This is a genomic window from Klebsiella michiganensis, from assembly GCA_000963575.1.
GTDB lineage: Bacteria > Pseudomonadota > Gammaproteobacteria > Enterobacterales > Enterobacteriaceae > Cedecea > Cedecea michiganensis_A.
The window spans coordinates 2,731,013-2,745,934 of sequence record CP011077.1 but is presented as its reverse complement, the minus strand read 5'-3'; the positions used below and the strand labels follow the sequence as shown (position 1 = coordinate 2,745,934).

Annotated in this window: 15 protein-coding genes; 10 read left to right on the top strand and 5 right to left on the bottom strand. The window is 54.7% G+C overall.

The window, feature by feature from the left end; all coding sequences use genetic code 11:
• Window positions 1-65: 65 nt before the first annotated feature.
• Window positions 66-620, bottom strand: a complete 555-nt coding sequence (locus tag VW41_12765) for a hypothetical protein (protein AJZ89840.1) — start codon at window positions 618-620, stop codon at window positions 66-68.
• Entirely contained in the window at window positions 617-1,378 is a 762-nt protein-coding gene (locus VW41_12760; GenBank protein AJZ89839.1) for a histidine utilization repressor, read from the bottom strand. The genes VW41_12765 and VW41_12760 overlap by 4 nt, the downstream gene beginning before the upstream one ends.
• A gap of 107 nt (window positions 1,379-1,485) precedes the next feature.
• Here VW41_12760 and VW41_12755 point away from each other — a divergent pair, with 107 nt between their 5' ends.
• The 8 genes from VW41_12755 (at window position 1,486) to VW41_12720 (ending at window position 10,198) form a co-directional block, all read left to right on the top strand.
• Window positions 1,486-2,853: an N-formimino-L-glutamate deiminase gene (locus VW41_12755; protein ID AJZ89838.1), complete on the top strand. Its 1,368-nt coding sequence runs from the start codon at window positions 1,486-1,488 to the stop codon at window positions 2,851-2,853.
• A 92-nt stretch (window positions 2,854-2,945) separates the two neighbouring features.
• Window positions 2,946-3,653 (top strand): short-chain dehydrogenase, encoded by a 708-nt coding sequence (locus VW41_12750; GenBank protein ID AJZ89837.1) that lies wholly within the window; start codon window positions 2,946-2,948, stop codon window positions 3,651-3,653.
• Between the two features lie 87 nt (window positions 3,654-3,740).
• Window positions 3,741-5,204 (top strand): hypothetical protein, encoded by a 1,464-nt coding sequence (locus VW41_12745; protein AJZ89836.1) that lies wholly within the window; start codon window positions 3,741-3,743, stop codon window positions 5,202-5,204.
• A gap of 151 nt (window positions 5,205-5,355) precedes the next feature.
• Window positions 5,356-6,186, top strand: a complete 831-nt coding sequence (locus VW41_12740) for a cell division protein (protein AJZ91957.1) — start codon at window positions 5,356-5,358, stop codon at window positions 6,184-6,186.
• A 156-nt stretch (window positions 6,187-6,342) separates the two neighbouring features.
• Window positions 6,343-6,978 (top strand): carbonic anhydrase, encoded by a 636-nt coding sequence (locus VW41_12735; protein ID AJZ89835.1) that lies wholly within the window; start codon window positions 6,343-6,345, stop codon window positions 6,976-6,978.
• A 205-nt stretch (window positions 6,979-7,183) separates the two neighbouring features.
• The gene (locus tag VW41_12730) at window positions 7,184-7,585 is read left to right on the top strand and encodes a hypothetical protein (GenBank protein AJZ89834.1); all 402 of its coding nucleotides are present in this window, start codon (window positions 7,184-7,186) and stop codon (window positions 7,583-7,585) included.
• Window positions 7,586-7,930: 345 nt separating this feature from the next.
• Complete coding sequence (locus tag VW41_12725) at window positions 7,931-9,367, top strand: sulfonate ABC transporter substrate-binding protein (GenBank protein ID AJZ89833.1); 1,437 nt, start codon at window positions 7,931-7,933, stop codon at window positions 9,365-9,367.
• Between the two features lie 312 nt (window positions 9,368-9,679).
• Window positions 9,680-10,198: a hypothetical protein gene (locus VW41_12720; protein ID AJZ89832.1), complete on the top strand. Its 519-nt coding sequence runs from the start codon at window positions 9,680-9,682 to the stop codon at window positions 10,196-10,198.
• Window positions 10,199-10,466: 268 nt separating this feature from the next.
• Here VW41_12720 and ychF read toward each other — a convergent pair whose 3' ends face one another.
• Both ychF and VW41_12710 read right to left on the bottom strand, forming a co-directional pair.
• Window positions 10,467-11,561: a GTP-binding protein gene (gene ychF, locus VW41_12715; GenBank protein AJZ89831.1), complete on the bottom strand. Its 1,095-nt coding sequence runs from the start codon at window positions 11,559-11,561 to the stop codon at window positions 10,467-10,469.
• 139 nt (window positions 11,562-11,700) lie between these two features.
• The gene (locus tag VW41_12710) at window positions 11,701-12,285 is read right to left on the bottom strand and encodes a peptidyl-tRNA hydrolase (protein AJZ89830.1); all 585 of its coding nucleotides are present in this window, start codon (window positions 12,283-12,285) and stop codon (window positions 11,701-11,703) included.
• A 274-nt stretch (window positions 12,286-12,559) separates the two neighbouring features.
• On the opposite strand from VW41_12710, the gene VW41_12705 reads away from it, so the two are divergent.
• Window positions 12,560-12,838, top strand: a complete 279-nt coding sequence (locus VW41_12705) for a hypothetical protein (protein AJZ89829.1) — start codon at window positions 12,560-12,562, stop codon at window positions 12,836-12,838.
• Window positions 12,839-12,961: 123 nt separating this feature from the next.
• Entirely contained in the window at window positions 12,962-14,014 is a 1,053-nt protein-coding gene (locus tag VW41_12700; GenBank protein AJZ89828.1) for a MerR family transcriptional regulator, read from the top strand.
• Here the strand turns inward: VW41_12700 and VW41_12695 are convergent.
• Window positions 13,971-14,882, bottom strand: a complete 912-nt coding sequence (locus VW41_12695) for a LysR family transcriptional regulator (GenBank protein AJZ89827.1) — start codon at window positions 14,880-14,882, stop codon at window positions 13,971-13,973. The genes VW41_12700 and VW41_12695 overlap by 44 nt on opposite strands.
• Window positions 14,883-14,922 lie beyond the last annotated feature (40 nt).

The following is a 14,922-nucleotide window of genomic DNA, read 5'->3' as shown; positions in this document are numbered from 1 at the left end:
AAAAACCACGCTTTTGCCCTCTTGGTCAGCAACGTAAAACCGGCAGCCAGTCTGCCGGTTTATATTTATACCGTAAGGGTGACGCGCGCGAAGAGGGAGGCGGCAGAGGGCAGCACGCGGACCGTGGCCGGTTCACTAAGCAGCAGGCTGTCGTAGTGCTGCAAAATGTGTTGCTCCCCGTTGACGTCAACCTCCAGCCGGTCACCCGCATTAAACAGCAGTTGCGTACCCTGCTGGTGCGCCCAGGCTCCTTCCCGCAGCCAGCTTACGGTTGCTTGTGTGGTGGCTGCTTTATAGATGACGTTAAAGTCCAGCAGCGGCCCGCCGACAATAGCGCAGGAGACGTCGCTGTCGCCGCTAAAATCAGTTGCCTGGAACCGCGGGATCAGCGCGCCTGGCTCGCCGTCAACGGTGAGATACATGCCTTCACCTTCCAGCACGCTGATATTACGCAGATAGCCGGCAAAAAGAGAGAAGGGGCCGTCATGGCGGATCGTTGCCACCGAAATACGCCAGTCATAGCCATCCGTAGCCGGGAAGCGGTAAATTTCCCGCGTGACGCCCTGGCCGTTTTTCCAGGGCATGTCAGGGCATTGCTCGTAGGGCAGAAGCTGGATCATTTGTGCATGCTTCCTTCGAGCCGATAGCGTGAACCCGGGTAAACCAGGCGCACGCTGGTAACGATTTTTTTGTTCTGTCGCCCGGTCCAGGTGCGGCGATTCACCTGCAGGCAAGGCGTGTGCTCGTCGATTTCCAGATAGACGCACTCTTCGCGAGGGACGTTCACCGCCTCAATAATATGCTCTCCCTCAACGATTGGTGCGATGGAGGAGAGATAGGCGTTGGGCGTGATACGGGTGAAGTCCTGCTGGAAGTAATCCGGCACGATAAGCGAGTTCACCAGGCGGTCTTCCAGCATCACCGGCACGCCGTTTTCGTAGTGGCAAATCAGCGAGTGGAACAGGCGGCTGCCTTTGGGTAAGTTGAAGGCCATTGCCTGCTGCGCATCGGCATACACCTGGGTTAGCTCCAGCACGCGGGCGTGATGGCGGTGCCCGCGGCTGGCTATTTCGTCGGCAATATTATTGATTTCCAGCAGGGCGGACTGCCCGCGGACTTCGGCGACGAAAGTACCGATACCCTGCATGCGCACCAGCAGGCCTTCGGCGGTCAGCTCGCGCAGGGCGCGGTTGATAGTCATGCGGCTGTAGCCAAACTGATTCACCAGTTCGCTTTCGGAAGGAACCCGGTAGTTTACTGGCCATAGTCCACTATGAATATTGGTCTTAATAATGATTTTGACCCTTTCATAGTAGGGGGCCGGCTGGTCCAGATTGTCGGTCTCTGCCGCTGCTTTAAAAACGTCGTTTTGTGCCATTCATCATTCCTCGCCCGGGTATCCTTTAAAGTTTACTCTACCCCTATTTGGATGTATATATACATGCATGTATATACAATTGATTAACATCGAACCGGGGTGCTGATATGGCGGTATATTTCGCGGCGAAAGCGCTTCTGCCGCAGGGCTGGGCGGAGAATGTCAAACTGGGCGTTTCGCCCGAGGGCGTAATTCATTCACTGGCGTACGACAGCGTGCCGGATGCCAACGATATTCGCCTGGACGGCATTGTCGTACCGGGGATGCCGAACCTGCATTCGCACGCATTCCAGCGGGCGATGGCGGGGCTGACGGAAGTGGTTGGCGACCCGGCAGACAGCTTCTGGACGTGGCGGGATCTGATGTACCGTCTGGTGGGCAAAATCACCCCGGAACAGCTGGAAACCATCGCCAGCTATCTGTATATCGAAATGTTAAAAGCCGGCTATACCTCGGTCGCCGAGTTTCACTATTTGCACCATGATGTTGACGGCAAGGCCTACGCGCAGCCTGCGGAGCTGGCGCTGCGCGTCTCCCTGGCGGCAAAAAATGTCGGCATTGGTTTGACGCTGCTCCCGGTGCTGTACACGCATTCCGGCTTTGGAGGGCAGCCCGCATCCACGGGGCAGCGCCGCTTTATTAATGATACTGACAGCTACCTGAAACTGTACGACAGCATCGCCACTGCACTTGCCCCGGAACCGATGCAACGCGCCGGCTTATGCTTCCATTCGCTGCGGGCCGTTACGCCGGAACAGATGCGTATTGTGCTCGAAAGTCAGCCGCAGCCGCAGCCGGTTCACATTCATATCTCCGAACAGCAGAAAGAGGTGGCGGACTGCCTCGCCTGGTCCGGGCTGCGCCCCGTGGAGTGGCTGTATGAAAATATGCCTGTCGATGAGCGCTGGTGTCTGATTCATGCCACCCATATCACCGACAGCGAAACGCAGCTTATGGCTGATTCTGGCGCGGTTGCCGGGCTATGCCTGACCACAGAAGCGAATCTCGGGGACGGCATTTTCCCCGGGCAGGCGTTTCTACAGCAGGGCGGCAACTGGGGAATTGGCTCAGACAGCCACATCAGCGTCAGCGTCAGCGAGGATTTACGCTGGTTTGAATACGGCCAGCGCCTGAATAACCGCCGCCGTAACTTGCTGCACCTTGAGACGGAGCCTTATGTCGGCAACGTGCTTTATCAGGGGGCACTGCGCGGTGGGCGCATGGCGCTGGGGCAAAACATTGGCGAGCTGGCCGTGGGGGCGAGAGCCGATTGGCTGGTGCTGGACGGCAACGATCCGTTCCTGGCGACGGCGAAAGACAGCGAATTGTTGAACCGCTGGATTTTTGCCTGCGCCTCTAATCCGATTAAAGAGGTGATGACCGGCGGGAAATGGGTGATACGCGAAGGGCGGCATGAAAAAGACGCCGAGATCAAAGCCGGTTTCGCACAGGTGCTAAAGCAACTAACGCGTTAGTTACCCGGTGAAAATGCATATCTGCTATTGCGCTATCCTCCTCTGTGCTTTCGGGTTTTAATGCTGGCCTGCGCGTTCACGAGGAGAAAATCATGGCCAATACGCGTTATGCCATTTTGGGCGGCAGCTCTGGCATCGGGCTGGCGCTCGCCCGCAAGCTGACCTCTCGCGGAGACAGCGTGCTTATCGGCGGTCGGTCGGGGGAAAAACTGCAGGCGGCAGTAGCCGGGCTTGGCAAAAATGCCGCAGGCAAAAGGGTAGACGTGACTGACCGTTTGTCTCTCAGGGCTTTCTTTGCGGATGCCGGGCCGCTGGCGGGATTGTTTACCCCGGCTGCCTCTTATCAAACTGGCGATTTCCGCGACGGCGATACCGCCACCTCAGAAGCGCTGTTTCAGGCAAAATTCTGGTCACAATATTGGGCCGTCTATGAAGCGCTTCCCAATCTGCAGGCTTCCTCTGCCGTGGTGCTGATGTCCGGCGCGGCCTCTGCCCGCCCCATCGGGGCACCCGCTTATGCTGCCTGCAATGCGGCGCTGGAGGGGCTGGCGCGAGGCCTGGCGGTGGAACTGAAGCCGGTGCGGGTAAACTGCCTGTCGCCGGGCACCACCGACAGCGAACTTTGGCGTAACCGCCCGGCGGAAGTCCGTGAGCCGGCCTACCAATATTGGAACAGTCTGGCGTTAAATGGCCGCCCGGGACACGTAGACGAACAGGCCGCAACGGCGCTTTTTCTACTGGATAATCAGAATATTACCGGCAGTACTATTTATTGCGATGGTGGCTATACGCTGCGTTAGGCGTGTTTGTCCGTGGATGCTTTTTCACTCAAGTAAACCCCGATCAGGCCGATATTCATTGCAGACCAACATAATGGGATGAATTAAATGACAGGTCCGATTGGCAGCATTGGTTTTTCTGTTCCCTTGATGGGGGCAAATATTACGGCAAAGGTTAAAGCTCCGGTGGTACCGGCCCCGGCGATTCAGTCCTCAACGCGCGTCACCCTCAGCGGGGCGAGCGACAACATTAGCGCTATTTACTCGTTTGGTGCCCAGAAACTTCGGGCGACTACTCCCGGCGTCAACAGCAATTTATCCATGCTGATGGGAGCCACGCTTTCGCAACCGACCTCCGTCGCGTTCCAGGGGCTGGGCAAAGAGCTTCTGCTGGCGCTGAAAGATAACCCGAAAGGTTTCTCTCTGGCGGTAGCCTCGCCTGCGGCCGCCGCCGCAGATGGCAACGTCGTTCAGGACAAAGACAGCGCGGTCGCACTGAATATTGAGACACAAAGCGGCGTTAAGGTCAGCATTTCGTTATCCCGTCAGTCTGAAGGCCTGGTCGCGGAAGTTCAGACCAGCGGAGGCGACCTGACCGACGATGACGTGGCGGCGATCTCGGGCCTTGCGGATGGTTTCCAGAATGCACTTGATGGCCTGGCGCAGAAGCCACCGGCGATAAAAATCGGTGGATTGCTCAACGTCGACAGCAAGCTGTTCAAGTCCGTGGAGCTGAACACCGATGTTAGCCAGGCCGGCAGCTCAATCCAGTCTCTGCATTTCCAGAGCGATAGCACCCAGCGCGCATTAAGCTATAAAGATGCCGACGCGACGTTTAACCTGACTACGGATCTCAGCACCCCGGGGACCTTGGGCAGCAAAAGTCAGCAGACTCAGGCGCTTTCCGCCTATGAGAGACAGCTGGACGGGGCAGGATCCCGCGGCCACGCCAACAAAGCCCAGCTAGCCCTGTTTAAAAGTGCCTTCCACGCGCTGAATAGCGATTACGGCTCGAACGAGGCGAAAACCAGCGGGATTCAGCAAACCATTACTTTTTCTGCGGAGGATAAGGCACGCTCTTACTTGAGCGGATTGGCGGACTTTACCGCGTCGTTCAAGCAGGCGGACGCGGCCTCCAACCCTTACAAGCCTGAGGAAAACGACAGTTTTTCCTATGACTTTAGCCAGTCGACCCAGGCCAGCACCGACAGAAAAGGTGACCTGAGCAAGCTGGTGCAAAGCACGAAGGCAAGCCTCAAGGCCAGCTATCATGAGTCACTGGTCCCCGGCGCAAAACTGGAGCTCACGGGACTGAAATCGTCGCAAAACTACACCTATCATGTGATCAGTGAAGAAACGACCACTCAGACCGCGCTGGAGTTCAAAAAGGGCAATCTGGCGAGCGTGGAAACCAGCCGGGCGACCCATAACGCCGAATATGTTCAGACTTACGTTGCGGCACAGTTGACCGATGAGAAACGTACCCCGTTTGATAAAGAAGAGACGAAGAAGGTCAATCTCCGGGCGGACAATATCAGCCCGAAATCAACCCATCCTCTGAACCTGAAATAATCCTGCCCCCACGCTTCGGCGTGGGTTTTTTACCCCGGCGGGGGAACCTGTGCGTCACCGCTACCACTCAGCCTCAATTGCCCAACGAGTGGAATACCCTCCGATGAGAAACATCCTTAATACTTTCCGTCCTACACAGTCAGATCCGCGCCTGCAGGCACAAAGCGGCCAGTCAAGCCGCACTGCCAGAACGTCGGCCACGGCTTCGTCTTCACGTAGCGTGAATAACCCCTCCACCCGCCTGGTGCAGGATTTCGCGAAGCTAAGCGGCAAAAACCTGAGAGCCAACGTGCTGCTTAACAGCGATGACAATTCGGTGCCAATTCACCATAAAAGCCCTTCGGCGCTGCTGAAAGCGATAGACGATAATATTTCAAATACGGCCCGGGAGTGGGGAATGCCTAAACATGAAGTTGAGGCAATGCTGGGCAGCAGCAAACGCATTAACGAGCCTGTTTGCGGCGTCACGGCGAATAACGTGATGAAGCTTTTCCTCGACACCGACCATTTCAGCTACGCTTTTGAACACGGGCACACAATGTCGTTGCCTCAGCTTCAGCAACAGCTTGCCAATTTACCCGCCCATAAGCATTTCATATTGCGCGTGAATGATGCAGGAATGGGGCACGCCTATGTGATTGATCTGCCGGCAAGCGCAAAACCAAGGCGCGATGCGTTCCTGTATCAGTCTGATTTAGGGGATGGGGCGACGCGCCCGCTGCGCCTTGATGACTGGATGAGCAAGAAAGCTTCGCATCCGGTATCGCTGAACGATATCAACACGCATTTTATGAACATGGCACATGGCCGAATCGATCCGGGGCATATTGCTAAGCTGTTTGACGTTGACAGCAACCCGAATATGCTGCGCCCGGAGCGTCTGGATTTAAAGAGAAATCAAGGTTTTAATTTTCAGCTGGCGGAATACGATCCGGCGAACCTCGAGAGAAATGTCTCGGCGATTAAAACGCGATGCAGCTAATCATTAGCCGCCAGTAAGCCGGAATAGATCCACAAAGGATGTGGATTTGTTCTGGTTTAGCGGGAGAGAAAAAGCGACCTTTTGGCGCGTTGGGACTGGACTAACGCAATGTGATCTCTATCATGTCGGGGTCACTACAGAACAAGAGAACGTGCTATGCAACATATCATCGAAGGTTTTCTTAACTTCCAGAAAGAGATTTTTCCGCAGCGCAAAGAGCTCTTTCGCAGCCTGGCGTCCAGCCAAAATCCTAAAGCGCTTTTTATTTCCTGTTCCGACAGCCGTCTGGTGCCGGAGCTGGTGACTCAGCAAGAACCGGGGCAGCTCTTCGTTATTCGTAATGCCGGCAATATCGTGCCTTCTTTCGGCCCGGAGCCGGGCGGCGTTTCTGCGACCATTGAGTACGCAGTTGTTGCCCTTGGCGTAACCGATATTGTTATCTGCGGGCACTCTAACTGCGGCGCGATGAAAGCTATCGCCTCCTGCCAGTGCCTGGATCCGATGCCGGCCGTTGCGCACTGGCTGCACTATGCCGATGCGGCAAAAGCGGTCGTGGAAAAGAAAACCTGGAATAATGAGACCGACAAGGTCAACGCCATGGTTGAAGAAAACGTTATCGCGCAGCTGAACAACATTAAAACGCATCCTTCCGTCGCGGTTGGGCTGCGCAACAATGGCCTGCGGCTGCACGGCTGGGTGTACGATATCGAAAGCGGTGAAATTCGCACCCTGGATAAAAACAGCAAAACCTTTATTTCCCTGGCGGATAATCCTGACGTTTGTTTCGAATAAAAAACGCCGGCGTTCCTGCAGATAAAAAAAATCCACGCTTTGCGTGGATTTTTTACATCTAAGGATAAATTAAGACGCCAAAAGCGGGATTGTGGAGATTTCGGGGATTTACCGTCCCTGTACGGAAAAGCCTGAGGCGGCGGGACTATAATCGACCTAAAGCGGGCTAAAGCTCGCGTTCAGCCGCAGGTCAGGAGTGTTTAAGATGAAAAAGTCTCTGTATGTATGGGTGATGTCTGCGCTGATTGTTGTGCCGCCGCTGGCGCAGGCGCGTCCAGGCCCCTGGTTTGGCCATGGCCCGGGATTCTGGTCTGGCCCACGCTATTACCCGGGGCCGCATTATTTCTATGCAGGGCCACGCCTCACCGTACTGCCGGGGCTTGCCACGGCCATTATCGTTGGCGGGTTAACCTATTATGTGGTCAACGGGATTTATTACCAGCGTCAGGGGGCGGAGTACGTTCGGGTAGAGACGCCGTCCAGCATCAACTCTGGCGTCAGCGTGCTGGATTACAACGGGAAACGCTATTACGTGCGTAACGGGAGTTATTACCAGAAGGATATCGACGGGAACTATATTGAAGTTCCGCGTCCAGCCGGGCTGTAATCCCCGATTTTACTCAGCCTGTGGCCGAGGCAGGTTGGCAGGCAATCATCTAAGAAACCCACCGTGCGCGTGGGTTTTTTTGGCCTAAATATTCGGCCTTAATTTTCCGTTTTCCCTCAACGTTAACCCTCTCACCAGCGTTCGGGCTGGCCTTCCCGCGCCCGGTAGCCATCAGTTTTTCATATTGGTACATCTGCACATCAATTTGGTTACATAAAATCTACAACTTAGTTCGCAAATTCATTATCAGCAGGGTGTGGTTTGCGTCTTTTGCTTGTATATACATGAGTGATCATTTGATGTGTGGTGGGTTTCCGGCGTTCAATCAGGTTTAGCGAGGTCGTTATGTCTTCCTTTTCATCCACAGAAGAACAGTCAAAAAAGGGCTCACGTCTGAGCGAGACCCGATCTATCGATTACATCCCGGACGGGGAACGTCACGGGCATCCTTTTAGCCAGTTTACCCTTTGGTTCGGGGGCAATTTGCAGATCACCGCGATTGTTACCGGCGCGCTGGCCGTTGTGTTGGGCGGCGATGTCGTCTGGTCGCTGGTGGGGCTGTTTGTGGGGCAGATTCTGGGGGCATCGATCATGTCCTTCCATGCTTTGCAGGGGCCGAGACTTGGCCTGCCGCAGATGATCCTCTCCCGGGCGCAGTTTGGCGTTTACGGGGCAGTCATTCCGCTGGTGCTGGTGTGCATTATGTATATCGGGTTTTCTGCCAGCGGAACCGTGCTGGCGGGGCAGGCGATGGCGCATTTGCTGTCAATCAGCGATGTCAGCGGGATGGTTCTGTTCAGCGCCATCATCATCGTCATTGCCGTGCTCGGCTACCGCGTGATCCATAAGCTCGGGAAGGTCGCCAGTATTGTTGGCGTGCTGGCCTTTGCCTGGCTGTTTGGGTCGCTGCTGTTTAACACCGATCTCACGGCCATCCTGCAAAATAATCATTTCTCCATGCCGATGTTTTTGCTGGCGGTGTCGCTGTCCTCTTCCTGGCAAATTGCGTTTTGCCCTTATGTGTCCGACTATTCGCGCTACCTCCCGCGGGACGTGTCTGGCCCGAAGGTGTTTTTCTCGGTGTTTAGCGGCACCGTGCTGGGGACTCAGGCCTCCATGACGCTGGGCGTTATTACCGCCGCCATTGCCGGGAGCGCCTTTTCCGGCCACGAGGTCGGCTATATTGTGGGGTTGGGCAAAACCGAAACCATGGCGATGCTGATTTATTTTGCTATCTGCTTCGGCAAAATCACCTTTACTACCCTGAACGCCTACGGCAGCTTTATGTCGCTGACCACCATTGTGTCCGGATTCCGCAAGCAGGTCGCCCTGAGCCAGAAGAATCGCGTTCTGTTTGTGGTACTGATGGTAGCGGCTTCATGCATCATTGCGCTGCTGAGTGAACCGGCATTCCTGAAACATTTCACGCATTTTCTGTTGTTCTTGCTGGCCTTCTTTGTGCCGTGGAGCGCCATCAGCCTGACCGATTACTTTTTTATTTCGTCCCGAGCCGTAGATATTCCCGCGCTGTTTGACGCCGACAAGCGCTATGGCCGCTGGAACCTGTTTGGTATTGGCGTCTATATCGTCGGGGTGCTGATTCAGCTACCGTTTATTGAGAACCCGCTGTTCCATGGCTCGCTGACATGGCTCTTCGACGGCAACGATGTGTCGTGGATCATCGGCTGGTTTGGCACCGCCATTATCTATTATGGCTTGCACCGTCTGGATAAACGCTCGCTGCCGGCGGCGACGGTTTACCCGAATAGCGCGACTCGCTGATTCTTCTTTGTTGTAAAAAAATCCACGCTTCGGCGTGGATTTTTTATTGTCAGGTTACTCATTACGTTTGTAGAACATTCAACTTCACTGGCTTTATATATGGTGCTCTATTGCTGGATTGGTTTTCGGTCTCAATGTTCTGGGGTATTTATTAAGTAATATACCTTAGTAGCATGATATAACTCAGTTGTGCTAATGTGCCAGGCGTCAGATTCTGGTTTGTTAATAACTACAAGTCTCGATAGATGAAACACACAAATAGTGATGTTATAAGATCTTGCACTTAACTCAAATTAATATAACGGTTCAGAAATGTATAAAAAAATTATAGCTACTGGAATAGCGACAATACTTCTTAGCGGATGCACTGCCGGCTTCCGGCCCGCACTGGAAGACTATAAAGGGGCGGATGCAGCCCGCATACGCGCCAGCACTATGGGCAACACGGCATTGCAGTTCTATGAAAAGCAGCCCAGCGGCTGTTATAAAAAAGTGTTGGAAAGACGTATTACTTCAGGTTTTGCCCTGATTGGCATCCCGGTAACCGGGAACAAGAGACTTGCAGATATGCCTGCATCGCAAAATGTAAGCGGTCCGTTTATAAATGAGTTTACGATAAAGCCCGGGCAGTTGATCGATGTTGTACATTATGCGAGCCGTTGGACATATGCCAATTTTATACCTCAGCCTAACCATAACTACGATATTGTAGTTACTGGTTCCTTATATGCCGGTGATTCTGTTTCTGTTAAAGACATAGATACCAGTGAAAAAATCGTTACCTGGAAGACTGAAGACGTCAAGCTTTGCCCTGGCAGTGTTTTTGACTGACAGCAACGACGATGGCCTGGTGATATAGATATATACGTGACGTAGTACCTTGCAGGATGTAGATACCAGCGATACCTGACTTAGAATGAAATGAACCTGACGGTTTATCTATGATGAATTTTAATGGTGCGCTGCCGAGAATATTTAAATCTATTCACTGAACTTATTCTGCAGCTAATTTAGATTAAGTTTAAAAATTTTACTTAACGTATTATTAAAACAAAAAATCCACGCTCGAGCGTGGATTTTTTTATGGCACACGAAGGGGTTAGACGTTGAACAAGAAGTTCATCACGTCGCCGTCTTTCACGACGTAGTCTTTACCTTCGGCGCGCATTTTGCCGGCTTCTTTCGCACCTTGCTCGCCCTTGAAGGTGATGAAGTCTTCATAGGCAATGGTCTGCGCACGGATGAAGCCTTTTTCGAAGTCGGTGTGAATTTTACCCGCCGCCTGCGGAGCGGTGGCGCCGACAGGGATGGTCCACGCGCGGACTTCTTTCACGCCAGCAGTGAAGTAGGTTTGCAGGTTCAGCAGCTCGTAGCCTGCACGAATCACGCGGTTCAGGCCCGGCTCTTCCAGACCCAGCTCGGCCATGAACTCTTCCCGGTCGGCGTCGTCCAGCTCGGCGATGTCGGATTCGACGGCAGCACATACGGCAACCACAACGGAACCTTCACCTGCGGCGATTTCGCGAACTTTGTCGAGGTACGGGTTGTTTTCAAAACCGTCTTCGTTAACGTTGGCGATATACATGGTTGGCTTCAGGGTCAGGAAGCTCAGGTATTTGATTGCAGCCTTATCTTCTTCGGTCAGATTTTTCAGCGCGCGCAGCATACCGGCGTTTTCCAGCTGCGGCAGGCATTTTTCCAGCGCCGCCAGCTCGGCCTTAGCGTCTTTGTCGCCGCCTTTGGCTTTCTTCTGCACGCGGTGAATCGCGCGCTCGCAGGTATCCAGGTCAGACAGCGCCAGCTCGGTGTTAATAACGTCGATATCGTCAGCCGGATCCACTTTATTGTTTACGTGGATGATGTTGTCGTTTTCAAAGCAGCGCACAACGTGGCCGATAGCTTCGGTTTCACGGATGTTGGTCAGGAACTGGTTGCCCAGGCCTTCACCTTTAGACGCGCCTTTCACCAGGCCGGCGATGTCCACGAACTCCATGGTGGTCGGCAGAATACGCTGCGGTTTAACGATTTCGGCGAGCTTGTCCAGACGCGGGTCCGGCATTGGCACAACGCCTGTGTTCGGCTCGATGGTACAGAACGGGAAGTTAGCCGCTTCAATACCTGCTTTGGTCAGCGCGTTGAACAGCGTGGATTTACCAACGTTCGGCAAGCCGACGATACCGCATTTGAATCCCATGGTTTAAATCACCTTAATTGCTTGATAATCAATGAGCTTTAACGTTTTCATTGAAAAAATGTAGATAACTTTGCCTATTATACACTTAAACCGCTGCCAGCGGGCGTGGAAATCCTTTCCTGGCGCGGGGAGAGCCGGTTTATTGTGCTTTAAAGGCGTGCAGACGATTGGTCGCTTTGGTCAGGCCTTCTTTCAGCCAGACCTCGGTGCAGCGCGCCGCTTCGTCCACGGCGTCGTCGATCAGCTTCTGTTCGCTGACCGGCGGTTTGCCGAGCACAAAGCCGACAACTTTGTTTTTATCGCCCGGATGGCCAATCCCCACGCGTAACCGGTGAAAGTTTGGGTTATTGCCCAGTTTGCTGATGATGTCCTTCAGGCCGTTGTGCCCGCCGTGGCCGCCACCAAGTTTAAATTTCGCCACGCCCGGCGGCAGATCCAGCTCGTCGTGCGCCACCAGAATTTCGTCCGGAGCGATGCGGAAGAAAGTGGCCATAGCGGCAACGGCTTTCCCGCTGAGGTTCATAAACGTGGTCGGAACCAGCAGACGGACGTCTTCTCCGCCAAGATTAACGCGGGCGGTATAGCCAAAGAATTTCGCTTCTTCTTTCAGCGACTGATTGTGGCGCTCGGCCAGTAAATCCACATACCAGGCCCCGGCATTGTGGCGGGTCGCTGCATATTCAGCGCCTGGGTTTGCCAGGCCGACAATTAATTTGATGCTCACGTTTAAATTCCTGAAAACCGTTCACAGCCGCGTAGTTTACTGCGCCACAGCGACGTTGACAAAGCGCAATCCCCGCGCCGACACATTCTTGAATAGTTGATGATCTGAACCATTAGAATTTCAAGCAACTCAGGCGCTTATTTGTAAACTTTTGTAGGTCTTTCGTTCGTAATTGTGATCGCTCACGCACACGCTCATTAGGGACATTGTCTATACTTTAGTCACAAGGAGAGGGGATGTTCCCCACCGACCCGTAATTTTGCGGAGGTGACATATGAAACGCAGAAACGCTTCGTTACTCGGTAATGTCCTCATGGGATTGGGACTGGTTGTGATGGTGGTCGGCGTGGGCTATTCGATTCTGAACCAGCTCCCGCAGCTAAACCTGCCGCAGTTTTTCGCCCACGGTGCCGTGCTGAGCATCTTCGTCGGGGCCGTACTTTGGCTTGCCGGGGCGCGTGTTGGCGGACGTGAGCAGGTGTGTGACCGTTACTGGTGGGTACGCCATTACGATAAACGCTGCCGCCGGGATGAACATCATCGCCATAGCTAATATTTAGCAGATTTTGAGAAACGGCTCCTTTTCAGGGGCCGTTTTTTTTATGCTTAGCGGGTTGACCCTCACGTAACGTGAGGCTGCACACTCCATCTCAGCAGAAGCCAAAAGGAGCAGGACATGTTGTTCAAAGTTGGGGAGCTGGCAAAGCGTGCTGGCATCACAGTACGAACGCTACACCACTATGAAGCCATGGGCCTGTTGCTGCCTTCTGCCCGCACCGCGGCGGGTTATCGACTGTATAACCGGCAGGATATCACCAGGTTACACCACATTCAGGCGCTGAGCCGGATGGGTATGAGCCTGAGTGAGGTGCGCGACTGTCTTGAGCGTCAGGCGCTGTCGCTCCAGGAGATCCTGGATTCGCAGATCTCCATGCTGGATGGCCAGTTGGCTGAAATCGCCGTGCTGCGACAGCGGCTGGTTACGCTGCGTGAAACCCTGCGCAGCGGCGCAGAACCTGACCTCGAGGAATGGCTGACTACGCTGGAGTTAATGACGATGTACGATCGCTATTTTTCAAAAGAAGAGTTACGGCGCCTGCCTTTTGCGCAGCCTGATAGCCGCCGTGACGAGGAATGGAAGCAACTTGTGGAGGAGGTGGCCGGGCTTCATGCCCAGGGCGTTCCGCCAGAGAATGAGCGGGCGCAGCGGCTGGCCACGCACTGGATGGAAATGCTGGAGCGTGACACGGCGGGGGAGCCTGACTTTCTGGTTCGGCTGAACAGAATGCACCAGGCCGAGCCGGACATGGCCCGGCAGACAGGGATCACTCCGGCGCTGACAGAATACGTGACCCACGCATTTGGCCACAGCAAGCTGGATATTTACCGGCGCTACCTGAACGATGAGGAGTTTGCCTTCACCCGCCGCCACTATTTCGACCGTATGCAGGAGTGGCCGCCGCTGGTGGCCGCTGTGCGTCAGGCCAATGCGCAGGGCGTGAAACCTGATTCAGACCAGGCGCAGCAGCTTGCGCGCCGCTGGCTGGAACTGTTTCAGTCTTTTGCCGGCCAGTCGCCGCAGACGCAGCAAAAGTTCCGCACCGCAATGGCGAACGAACCTGCGCTGGCTAAAGGCACCTGGATGACGCCGGAGGTGCTGGCCTGGCTGCAGCAGGCCATCGGCGCTATGTTCCAAGCCGCTGGACCAGGAAATCAACCAGGCTCCTGACCCGCAGAGAGAGATGGCGGGCGTGAGGGTAAAGTAAAATAAAGGGCCGGGAGGTGCCGCCGTACTCGGGCAGCACCTCAACCAGCGTTCCCTCGGCGACATCCTGCTCCAGAATAAATCGGTAGGTCTGGATCAGGCCCGCGCCGCTTCTGGCAAGCGTCACAATGCCCAGCACATCCTCCGCACAGGTAAAGCCGCCGCTGGTAAAAATATCGGTGTCTTTGCCGTCGATGCTGAATGTCCAGGGGACTTTTCGCCCGGTGCTCGGCAGTTCGAACTGGATGCACTCGTGCTGATTCAGGTCATCCAGCGTTTTCGGTATTCCCGCCCGGGCTAAATAGGCCGGAGAGGCGACCGTAATCAGCTCGGCGTCTTCGAGTTTGCGGGCAATCAAAGAGGAATCCGCAGGGGAACGGCCGCGAATGGCAATGTCGTAACTTTCATCGGCAAAGTCGATGTTGCGGTTGCTGATGTGCACCTGCACCGACACGCGGGGGTAGAGCTGCCTGAATTCCGGCAGCAGCGGCAGCACGCGATAATGAGAATAGGGCGTGGGGAGGCTTATTCGCAGCACGCCGGCAGGTTCAATCTGTGCGCCGGTCACTTCCCGCTCCGCCTCTCTGAGCTGCTGCAGTGCCTGCTGGCATTGGCTGAAGTAGCGCTCACCGCTTTCCGTCAGCCTTATCTGGCGGGTTGTACGCACGAACAGGCGCACGCCCAAACGCTCTTCAAGGCGGGCGATAGAGCGACTGACCGCCGCGGGCGTGATCCCCATAACATTGGCCGCCGCGCTGAAGCTGAGCTGTTCTGCGGCCTGGCAAAACAGCTCCAGCGTGCCGATCTGCATCTCTTCGAAGTGGCGTTTCATCGCGGGTGCTCCCTTTTTATTTATTACATCAGGTATCTTG

What these genes read in the sequence shown, in the direction of transcription:
- VW41_12735 (AJZ89835.1), top strand. Translation starts at nt 6,343, where the DNA reads ATGCAACATATCATCGAAGGTTTTCTTAACTTCCAGAAAGAGATTTTT.
- VW41_12755 (AJZ89838.1), top strand. Translation starts at nt 1,486, where the DNA reads ATGGCGGTATATTTCGCGGCGAAAGCGCTTCTGCCGCAGGGCTGGGCG.
- VW41_12750 (AJZ89837.1), top strand. Translation starts at nt 2,946, where the DNA reads ATGGCCAATACGCGTTATGCCATTTTGGGCGGCAGCTCTGGCATCGGG.
- VW41_12720 (AJZ89832.1), top strand. Translation starts at nt 9,680, where the DNA reads ATGTATAAAAAAATTATAGCTACTGGAATAGCGACAATACTTCTTAGC.
- VW41_12695 (AJZ89827.1), bottom strand. Translation starts at nt 14,882, where the DNA reads ATGAAACGCCACTTCGAAGAGATGCAGATCGGCACGCTGGAGCTGTTT.
- VW41_12745 (AJZ89836.1), top strand. Translation starts at nt 3,741, where the DNA reads ATGACAGGTCCGATTGGCAGCATTGGTTTTTCTGTTCCCTTGATGGGG.
- VW41_12725 (AJZ89833.1), top strand. Translation starts at nt 7,931, where the DNA reads ATGTCTTCCTTTTCATCCACAGAAGAACAGTCAAAAAAGGGCTCACGT.
- VW41_12730 (AJZ89834.1), top strand. Translation starts at nt 7,184, where the DNA reads ATGAAAAAGTCTCTGTATGTATGGGTGATGTCTGCGCTGATTGTTGTG.
- VW41_12705 (AJZ89829.1), top strand. Translation starts at nt 12,560, where the DNA reads ATGAAACGCAGAAACGCTTCGTTACTCGGTAATGTCCTCATGGGATTG.
- ychF (AJZ89831.1), bottom strand. Translation starts at nt 11,561, where the DNA reads ATGGGATTCAAATGCGGTATCGTCGGCTTGCCGAACGTTGGTAAATCC.
- VW41_12765 (AJZ89840.1), bottom strand. Translation starts at nt 620, where the DNA reads ATGATCCAGCTTCTGCCCTACGAGCAATGCCCTGACATGCCCTGGAAA.
- VW41_12760 (AJZ89839.1), bottom strand. Translation starts at nt 1,378, where the DNA reads ATGGCACAAAACGACGTTTTTAAAGCAGCGGCAGAGACCGACAATCTG.
- VW41_12700 (AJZ89828.1), top strand. Translation starts at nt 12,962, where the DNA reads ATGTTGTTCAAAGTTGGGGAGCTGGCAAAGCGTGCTGGCATCACAGTA.